At 70.1% G+C, this 8408-nt stretch carries 8 protein-coding genes; 5 read left to right on the top strand and 3 right to left on the bottom strand.

All coding sequences use genetic code 11. The features are described 5' to 3' along the window. Positions 1-188: 188 nt before the first annotated feature. The 3 genes from IF43_RS0132390 to IF43_RS0132380 all read right to left on the bottom strand — a co-directional run bounded on the left by IF43_RS0132390 (position 189) and on the right by IF43_RS0132380 (position 3184). A complete protein-coding gene (locus IF43_RS0132390; protein ID WP_051796620.1) occupies positions 189-1232 on the bottom strand; it encodes a ParB/RepB/Spo0J family partition protein in 1044 nt (347 codons plus the stop codon). Further along, the gene (locus tag IF43_RS0132385) at positions 1229-2422 is read right to left on the bottom strand and encodes a ParA family protein (protein WP_030209274.1); all 1194 of its coding nucleotides are present in this window, start codon (positions 2420-2422) and stop codon (positions 1229-1231) included. The genes IF43_RS0132390 and IF43_RS0132385 overlap by 4 nt, the downstream gene beginning before the upstream one ends. Before the next feature lie 330 nt (positions 2423-2752). Beyond that, a complete protein-coding gene (locus tag IF43_RS0132380; protein WP_078910626.1) occupies positions 2753-3184 on the bottom strand; it encodes a helix-turn-helix transcriptional regulator in 432 nt (143 codons plus the stop codon). A gap of 103 nt (positions 3185-3287) precedes the next feature. Between IF43_RS0132380 and IF43_RS0132375 the strand changes: the two genes are divergently transcribed. The 5 genes from IF43_RS0132375 to IF43_RS0132355 are packed head-to-tail and all read left to right on the top strand — an operon-like array spanning position 3288 to position 8406. Continuing rightward, positions 3288-4463, top strand: coding sequence for a conjugal transfer protein (locus IF43_RS0132375; protein ID WP_078910625.1), 1176 nt, complete (start codon positions 3288-3290; stop codon positions 4461-4463). Between the two features lie 42 nt (positions 4464-4505). After that, positions 4506-4739, top strand: a complete 234-nt coding sequence (locus IF43_RS0132370; protein ID WP_030209260.1) for a hypothetical protein — start codon at positions 4506-4508, stop codon at positions 4737-4739. After that, entirely contained in the window at positions 4736-5293 is a 558-nt protein-coding gene (locus tag IF43_RS0132365) for a hypothetical protein (protein WP_030209258.1), read from the top strand. Before IF43_RS0132370 ends, IF43_RS0132365 begins: the two co-directional genes overlap by 4 nt. 15 nt (positions 5294-5308) lie before the next feature. Next, on the top strand, positions 5309-7876 hold the full coding sequence (locus tag IF43_RS0132360) for an ATP-binding protein (protein WP_030209252.1): 2568 nt from the start codon (positions 5309-5311) through the stop codon (positions 7874-7876). Further along, positions 7873-8406 (top strand): hypothetical protein, encoded by a 534-nt coding sequence (locus IF43_RS0132355; RefSeq protein WP_078910624.1) that lies wholly within the window; start codon positions 7873-7875, stop codon positions 8404-8406. Before IF43_RS0132360 ends, IF43_RS0132355 begins: the two co-directional genes overlap by 4 nt. The last annotated feature ends 2 nt before the right edge of the window (positions 8407-8408 follow it).

The following is an 8408-nucleotide window of genomic DNA, read 5'->3' as shown; positions in this document are numbered from 1 at the left end:
ACGGCGTGAGCACCTGGGTGGGCCAGCCCGGTGGGTGCTCACGGCGTGAGCACCTGGAGCGGTTCCGGGGTGCTTACGGCGTGAGCACCTGGGTGGGCCAGCCCGGTGGGTGCTCACGGCGTGAGCACCTGGGTGGGCCAGCCCGGTGGGTGCTCACGGCGTGAGCACCTGGAGCGGTTCCGGGGTGCTCAGCCTTCGTGGGCGGCGAGCAGTCGTTCGAGCAGCACGGTGCGCTGCTCGACGTCCATCTTTTCGAAGACGAGGTCGGCGACGCCGTTGCCGTCGTGCCACGGCACCTTGGGCAGCTTCCGGATGTCCCTCATCCAGTGGGACTCGGACAGGGCGGGGGCATCGGCCTCTTCAGGGACCGCGGTTGCCCCGGATGCCGGGGGCTGCGGCCTGTCCCTGGTACGGGGGCCGGTGTCGTCGTCGGCCGCCTGACTCTCGGGGTGGCGGGCCGGCGGGACCGAAGCGCTTACGTCGTAAGCAGCACGGTTCTTCTTGCTCTGCTTCCGCTCGTTGCGGGCGGCGTCGGCCGCGGCTTGCTGCTTCTCGCCAGGCAGCTGACCGACCTTGCGGGCCACGTCCACCGGAAGGGTCTTCTCCTCGACCGCCTGCTGCAGTTCGGGGGTGAGCTTGAGCAGGGCCATGCGCTGGGTGACCCAGCTGCTCGACTTGCCGAGGGCCCTGGCGACCGCACGCTGGGAGCCGTGGACCTCCACGAGCCGCTCGAGGGCCTTGGCCTCGTCCATGGGGGAGAGGTCCTCGTGCTGGACGGCGGCGATGAGCGCGGTCTCCAGCAGGGTGTCCGCGCTCTCGGCGAACGAGTCGTCGAGGTGGACGGGGACGTCGTCGAGTCCCGCCAGGTTGGCCGCGGCCAGTCGCCGGTTGCCGTCCACGACGATGTACTCGGCGCCGGCCAGCGTCCCCTCGAACTCGGGGTGGGCGCTGAGGAAGGCGGACCGGCTCACCACGGTGAGGGGCTGGATGACCCCGCGGGCGGCGAGGCTGTCGGCCAGGTCCTCGACCTCCTTCAGCTCCTCGCGGGGGTTGTACGGATTGTGGGCCAGGACGGCGACAGGGAAGCGCCCTATCTGCGCAGCGGCCGCCGGCACCGCCGCCTCCTGCGGCTCCGACTGGTTGAAGCGGGCGAACGCCGCGGCTCGGCTGCTGATCGGCTGGGCCACCGCGTCGAAGGTCGCCGACTCACCCAGCATGTCTGCCTTGCTCATACCGTCCTCACTGCCCGTGCGATCTTCCGCATCTGGTGCGCCTGTTCCGAGTCGGGCGCGTACTCCAGGAGAGGCCACTGCTTGCGCACCGCCTCCCGCTGCTCTTTCAGGTCGGGCACGACCGCCAGGACGGGAGGCGTGCCGAGGGCCTTCCACTTCTCCAGGGAGGACGTGGCGATGTAGCCGCGCCGGCTGTCGAACTTGTTGACCACCAGGCCGATCTGGTCGATGGCGACGTCGTAGTCGCGGGCCAGCGACTCCATCTGCTGGATGAGCATGCCGTACGCCTGCGCGGAGGTGTCCTCGGCCTCGACCGGGATGACGAGGCCGGAGGAGCCGGGCTTCTCGTCGTCGCGCTGGCGCGCGTAGTAGAGGGCGGCGTCCATGGACAGCCCCAGGCTCGGCGGGGAGTCGATGACGATGACGTCGAAGTGCTCCTCCAGGGGTGCCAGTGCCCGCTCCAGCGTGGCGTGGCGCGGCCCGCGGAAGACGGTGAGCCCCGAGTCGAGGAGGAAGGCGTCGAAGGCGGCGGGCAGGATCCGCAGCCGGCCCCCGAACCGGTCTCCCCCTATGGCCACGGTGAGGTCGAGCAGCGGAACGGTGGCCTGGTCGCGGTGGAGCATGTGCGTGATGAGGCTTTCCTCGCCGGCCGGCACGGCCTTGAGGCCGAGCTGGTGCGAGAGGTGGCCCTGGGCGTCGTAGTCGACCAGCAGCACCCGCTGCCCGTCGGCGGCCGCCGCCACCGCCGTGCCGAGGGCCCCGTCCGAGGGTCCTCCTTCGGCGAGCGCCTGGGCGAGACCGGCCGACACGGCGGTCTTGCCGACGCCCCCCTTCTGGTTGCAGACGACGATGCGCCGCGTCGCCGACCGGCTGTCCGCGGGGTGTTCGGCGAGCCAGAGGACGACCGACTGGGCGAGTCCTTGGATGTAGGAGACCCCTCGGTCGCGGCAGTCCTCCTTGAAGGCGTCGTAGAGGCCCTCGGGCAGGTAGGTACCGAACGAGTCGGCACCTGCGGTGTCGACGAGCGGCAGCTGGTCCGTGCAGTTCCGCCACGACCGGATGCCCGCGGCGACTGCGTCCTGCATGTCTGTCTGGAGCTGGGCCGCACGGACCTTGAGGCTCTGCTGCAGGTGGGCGGGCAGCTTCGAGTTCAGCTTTTCCCGCTCTCCTGCCGGATTCGGAGAAGACATACGCGGCAGTATACTGCCGCGCACCTCATTTCAGACGACCTGTTAGATGCGTTTTGTCGTTAGATGCCACCTGTCGATCCTTCGTCGGCGGTAGCTTCTCCTCCCCACCTCCCCTCTCTGCGGATAGAGGGCAGACATCGGCGTCCGGCGCGGGGGAAGTGTCGGCGCCGTAGCTTCGATCGGACCGTGGACCGGGGACCGGGGGCGCGCGCACCCTGCCAGGCCGGGCGGAATCAGACATTCCAGATCATGCCGTGATGAACTTGAGCAATTTTGGCGTGGAAAGCGGCGTCGGAATTGCGGTTCGCTGTTTGTTTATCGACAAAGCAATCAGGCGTGCCGTTTGGGAGGGGCGCTCCTCCGGATGGACTGCTCGCTGGCATTCAGGACGGATTGCAGGATCGGGACCCAGCGATTCGGCAGTCCTTGGCGCCCGGTTTCCACGTTGCAATAGGTGGACGGGGTGACCCCGATCAGGCGGGCCATCTGGCCCTGTGTCAGGCCCTGCGCTCGGCGGAGGTCTTTGAGGGTGACGTCTCCCGAGGTGCCTTCCAGCAGGTCGGAGGGGTCGACGCCGAGGAACCCCGCCAGCTTGACCAGGTGCCCGGCGGTGGGGCGCTGGCCTTGTGTCTCCCACATCGAAACGGCGCTACGGGAGCATCCCACAGCATCTGCCAATTGGGCTTGGGGGATGTTGTGAAGTCTTCGCAGATCGCGTACAAGCCATCCCCTCAAGCGTCCAGACTCAGCTCCCGATCGCATACCGCCGCACTCTACTCGCAGCGATACATACTTTTTTGACGATCAGTCATTGACGGCGTAATGTCCGACCGGTTCGACCATCGCGGGGGAGGGTCATCGGGGGATGAGTACGTTCAAGAAGATCGTCTGGAAGGTGTTGAACCTTCCCGACCCCAAGCCCAAGCCCTCACCGCAGCCCGTGCCTTCCGAGCCCGTTCCTGCTCCAGACGGCGGAGCTCCCGCCGCGGTTCCCGCACCCCGGGTACCGGTCGGAGCCCAGGCCTGGGTGGCTGCCGGGAAGCGCGTGCAGTCCGACCGCACCGCCGCTGCCGGCCCCCTCGCGGACGTGGATCCGGGTCAGAGGGCCTCGCAGCCTTCGAAGGCCGCGGCAACGGGTGCCGCCCCTTGGCAGGTCGAGGACGAGAGCAGCGGGACGAAGGCCCTGGTCAAGCTGGGGCGGGGCATCCTGTGGATCGTCGTCGGGTTGGCCGTGGTGACCGGAGTCAGGAGCTGGTTCTGGCCGGACCGGGCTCCCGCGCCGCCGCCCGTGCAGGTCAAGGCGGGGCCGCCGGCCTACCCGGTGCAGCAGGCCCAGGCCGTGGCGGGCCGTTTCGCCTTCGGCTACCTGACGTGGGACGAAACGATTCCGCAGACCCGTGCCGATGCGCTGGCCCGTGACATGCCCGCGGGCACGGACACCGCACAGGGCTGGAACGGCAAGGGCAAGCAGGACGTCGTCACCGTCGTGCCGGGAGCCGTCACGGAACTGGGCGAGTCCCGCTCCCGCGTCCACGTGGACGTCTTGGTGAGCGTCCCTGGCGAGCCGGCCAAGAAGGGGCAGTCCGTCCCGCCGGCCGAGCAGCGCTGGGTGGGTCTTGAGGTACCGGTGATCATCACGTCCGGCCGTGCCGTCGTGACGGGGGCGCCCGGCATCGTCGGCGTTCCCAAGTCCGGCCCTGCCCTTCCTGCCCAGCAGGTCAAGAACTCGGACGCTCCCATGGCCGACCAGACCAAGGCGGTCGTGTCCGACTTCTTCACCGAGTACGCCAAGGGCGAGGCCGACGGCGTCATGGCGCCCGGCGCCGTCATCCCGCCGTTGCCGACGGGGATGACGCTCAGCACCGTCCAGAGCTGGACCGTCGACGAGGGATCCGGTGACAAGCGGACCGGCACCGCCGTGGTCGTGTGGAAGGTCGGCTCCGCCGAGCTGGAGCAGTCCTACCGGGTCGACCTCGCCCGCGTGGTCGCGGCTTCCGCCCAGCGCTGGCAGGTCGCCGACGTCCACGGCGGGACTTCCTGACCGCTCTTACGCCTGCCTGAAATCCAACGAGGGGAACGAACAATGCAGACGCTGGCTCTCACCGACGGTGCAAGTCTGCTCGGCTGGACCAAGACGATCGCCGGGAACGTGTTCCTGATCATCCTGCTGGTCCGGGCCGTCATGCACTACGCCAAGCGCGAGTGGGGCGAGATGATCGGCCACATCATCGCCGGCGTGATCGTCGCCGGATTCGTCTTCGCGACCGACCAGACGAAGACCCTGCTGACCGACATATGGAACAAGGTCGCCGGATGAGGGTGGGGCACACCTACACGCGCCACTTCGACCTGGAGACCCGGCAGCACGAGATCCTGGGCATGGACCTGGGAGAGGGCCCGTCCCGGCGGCTGCTGGTCACCGGCGCCGTCGTTTACCTGGTGTGGACCGGGGGCCTGCTGCTGCTCTTCGGGATGCCCTCCCAGATCACCTTCACGCTCTACTTCGCGCCGCCCGCCCTGGTCACCTTCTACGGTGCCCAGCGTTCCCGGGCGAAGGACCGCCGCTGGAACCTGACCCAGTGGGCCCTGACGGTCCGCTACCTGGCGGTGGGCCACCGGCCGGTGATCAACGGCGGCCGCCGGGCCGCCGACCGCACGGAGTGGCTGCCGCTGCGCGGCCGGCTCGGCGACCGGGTCGAGGCCATCACCGAACTTCCCGGCCTGGGTGTGCTGAACGACGTCCTGGGTCCGGACGAGGTGCATCCGACGGCGGGCCGTGAGACGCGGATCGACCTGAAGGCGCGGTTGTACGGCGCCGACGCCGTCTACCGCGCGTACCGGCGCGCCGGCGGCAAGCAGAAGCAGCAGTAGCGAGGGGTTACGGGGATGAAGATCGCAAAGGCTGTCGGAAGGCTGCTGGGCGTGACGGGGGACCGCAGCGCGCCGCCGCCGCGGTACGTGGCCGTCTCGGACGGTCTGCTGGTGACCGAGACCCACGCCGAGGCGTGGTTCGTCCTGCGCAGCAGCAACACGGACCTGATGTCGGAGGCCGCCCGCGACGCGGAGCACGACCAGGTGGCGGCGACGCTGGCCCGGACGCTCGCGGGCATGGACTGCCACCTGCGCATCCTGTGGAGCCCGCTGAACGCGGACGACTACCGCGCCGAGGCGGAGGAGCTGTTCAGCGCGGGCGACTACCGGGCGTGGGCCGAGGTCCGGGTCGAGCGCCTCCAGCAGCTCGACCTCCCCAACCGCCACCTCCTGCTGGGCGTGCGCATCCAGGAGCGGTCCACCCAGGCGCAGGCCCGCGGCCGAGGCACGGTGCAGGACGCCCTGGGCATCCGCACGCACGCGGTGCCCCAGCGTGAACTGGCCCGGCTGGACGCGCTGGCGCGGCGGCTGGGCCGGCAGCTGCAGTCCAGCCCCTGGCAGGCGGAGCTGGCGCCGGTGGAGATGCTGGCGTGGATGATCGCCCGGGAGCAGCACCGGCTCAGCGCGCTGCCCAGCCCCAACTCGTCCGGCGTCATCTCCGGTGCCAAGATCGCGGCCCTCACGCGGGGGCGCGTCGTGCCGTACGCGGACCACGTCCGGGTGATCGACGCGAAGGGCGAAGTCGCGGCCTGGACCGCGGTGCTGACGATGGACGGGTTCCCCGAGGAGATGGAGTCCCCGGGACCAGGGGAGTGGCTGCGGGCGGTCAGTGAGATCACCTACGTGCCGGAGCTCGACGACACCCTCCAGGACTTCGCCGACGACGAGGTGGCGATCCTCCCGGTCAACCCCGAGCCCAGTGTCCGCTTCCGGGTCCTGCACCGGCGCGACGCCCTGAAGATGATCGACGAGATGCGCCGCCTGGCCAAGGAGCAGCGCCAGAGCGCGGCCAAGCACTCCGCGGGCGAGACCGCGCAGGAGATCGAGGAGACCGAGGAGGTCATGGCCGTCCTCACGCGCGACATGAAGCGCGAGGACGTGACCCTGCTGCAGGACCACCCCCGGCTGGTGGTCTCCAGCGACGTCTCCCTGAACGACCTGCGGAACAAGATCGACGCGACGATCGCCTACTTCGGCGGTCTGGGCATCGAGTGCTCGGTCGGCACCGAGGAGCAGAAGGAGCTCTGGCTCGAGAGCCTGCCGGGCGACCGCGTGCGCGTGCCCGACCTGTCCCACACCCGTACGGTCGGCGCCCTGGCCGGCAGCTGGTTCTGGGGCGGGGCGTCGGTCGGCGACGACACCGGTCCGATCGTCGGGTACCTGACGGGCACCACGCCCGGCATCGTCCGGGCCGACATCACGGCGGGCCCGGACCGCGGTGACGCGACGACCACCGCGCTGGTGGGCCGGTCGGGCCGCGGCAAGACCACGGCCATGATGCTGATGCTGCTGGACGCCGCCTTCCGTGGATCGTTCGTCCTGGCCCTGGACTTCAAGGGCGACATGGGCGGCCTGGTGGCCGCCGGCGAGCATTACGGGCTGAACGCGCACCTGGTCGAGGCGACCAGCAAGTACGCGGGTGCCTTCGACCTGTTCGCGCTGCTGACCGGCGAGAGCGCCGAGCGCGCTCAGACCGAGGTGGCCGGCCAGCTGGGCATCGCGCTGCCCCAGCACCTGCGCAACCGCGGCGCCGAGACGCCGATCCAGAGCGCCGTCAACCTCGTGATGTCCCAGGGCGATCCGGCGACCTGGAAGGTCATCGAGTACCTGCGCGGCAGCGAGGACGAGCTGGCCCGGGAGACCGGCGAGGCCTTGCACGAGCTGGCGCAGACCGGCATCGGCGCCCCCTTCATGGGCCGGCCCACCGGCGAGACGCTGATCGCCCCCGAGCCGGGTCTGTGGGTGGTGCAGATCCCGGGCATCACCTTGCCCTCGCCGGACGACGAGCGCACGGACTGGTCGGTGCACCAGCGGCTGAGCGTCGCGCTCGTCCACTCCATGCTGGCGTTCGGCATCTCGATGGCCGCCCGCAAGGACCTGCGCGGGCTGCGCAAGACCATCGCGGTGCCCGAGGCCCACGTGCTGACCGCGACCCGGGAGGGCGCCAGCTTCCTGCAGTGGATCGCCCGTGTCGGCCGTGCCCTGCGGATGGGGCTGGTCATCGACACCCAGGACGTGGAGTCGCTGGCCAAGCTGACGGGCCTGCTGGAGCAGATCAGCATGATGTTCGGCTTCCAGCTGACCACCGCCGAGCAGCAGGACGCCCTCGCCGCCCTGCTGGACCTGCCGCAGGGGCCGCACACCCGGCAGCTGATCCAGGCCATCGGCCTGGACCCGTCCCGCCGCAACTCGGTCCGCCACGGCCACGCGATCATGCGTGACCCGCGGTTCAACAACGCGACCATCCAGTTCGACGTTCCGTCGGAACACCTGCACCAGCTCCTGAGCACGACGCCGAAGGCCGAGAACGGCCCGGCCGAGCCGGAGCCGGTGGTCCTGGAGAAGGAGGAGTCAGGGGTATGAGGCGTATCGCCATGGCCGTATCGGCCGCTGTCGTGGTGCTGGCGGCCGCCGGTTGCTCGTCGGACGAAGCAGGCGAGCAGAAGAACGGCGGGAAGGCCAAGGACCCGACGGCCGCCGCGGTGGAAGCCGCCCGCGTCTACCAGGAAGCGCGCAACGACCGGGACTGGCGGCGGATCTGTGCGATGCAGACCGACCGCTACCGGGACGGTACCGTCGAAGCCTGCGTCGCGGAGAACAGCAAGCCGACGCCGACGCCGTCCCCCTCAAGCACGGGCGGACCGGATCGGGCGGACACCGGCCCGGTCAAGGCCTCCAGCCCCGTGCCCGTCGCCGCGATCGGTGAGCACCCGGCGGGTACCGGGGTGCAGGTCGAGTTCACGGTGACGTGGCCGACCAGCAGCAGCACGAGCCGCGAGGCACTGCGTCTGGTCCAGCAGGGGGACACCTGGCTGGTCGACCAGGCCGAGGACATCTTCGACTCGGACATCGCCCACGGAAACCCGGTCCACGACGCCCTGATGAGGGGATGACC

This window comes from Streptomyces sp. NRRL S-87 (assembly GCF_000719335.1).
Lineage (GTDB): Bacteria > Actinomycetota > Actinomycetes > Streptomycetales > Streptomycetaceae > Streptomyces.
The sequence above is the reverse complement of the archived record's forward strand: the minus strand, read 5'-3'. Positions and strand labels throughout refer to the sequence as shown.

What these genes read in the sequence shown, in the direction of transcription:
- IF43_RS0132380 (WP_078910626.1), bottom strand. Translation starts at nt 3,184, where the DNA reads ATGCGATCGGGAGCTGAGTCTGGACGCTTGAGGGGATGGCTTGTACGC.
- IF43_RS0132370 (WP_030209260.1), top strand. Translation starts at nt 4,506, where the DNA reads ATGCAGACGCTGGCTCTCACCGACGGTGCAAGTCTGCTCGGCTGGACC.
- IF43_RS0132365 (WP_030209258.1), top strand. Translation starts at nt 4,736, where the DNA reads ATGAGGGTGGGGCACACCTACACGCGCCACTTCGACCTGGAGACCCGG.
- IF43_RS0132390 (WP_051796620.1), bottom strand. Translation starts at nt 1,232, where the DNA reads ATGAGCAAGGCAGACATGCTGGGTGAGTCGGCGACCTTCGACGCGGTG.
- IF43_RS0132385 (WP_030209274.1), bottom strand. Translation starts at nt 2,422, where the DNA reads ATGTCTTCTCCGAATCCGGCAGGAGAGCGGGAAAAGCTGAACTCGAAG.
- IF43_RS0132360 (WP_030209252.1), top strand. Translation starts at nt 5,309, where the DNA reads ATGAAGATCGCAAAGGCTGTCGGAAGGCTGCTGGGCGTGACGGGGGAC.
- IF43_RS0132355 (WP_078910624.1), top strand. Translation starts at nt 7,873, where the DNA reads ATGAGGCGTATCGCCATGGCCGTATCGGCCGCTGTCGTGGTGCTGGCG.
- IF43_RS0132375 (WP_078910625.1), top strand. Translation starts at nt 3,288, where the DNA reads ATGAGTACGTTCAAGAAGATCGTCTGGAAGGTGTTGAACCTTCCCGAC.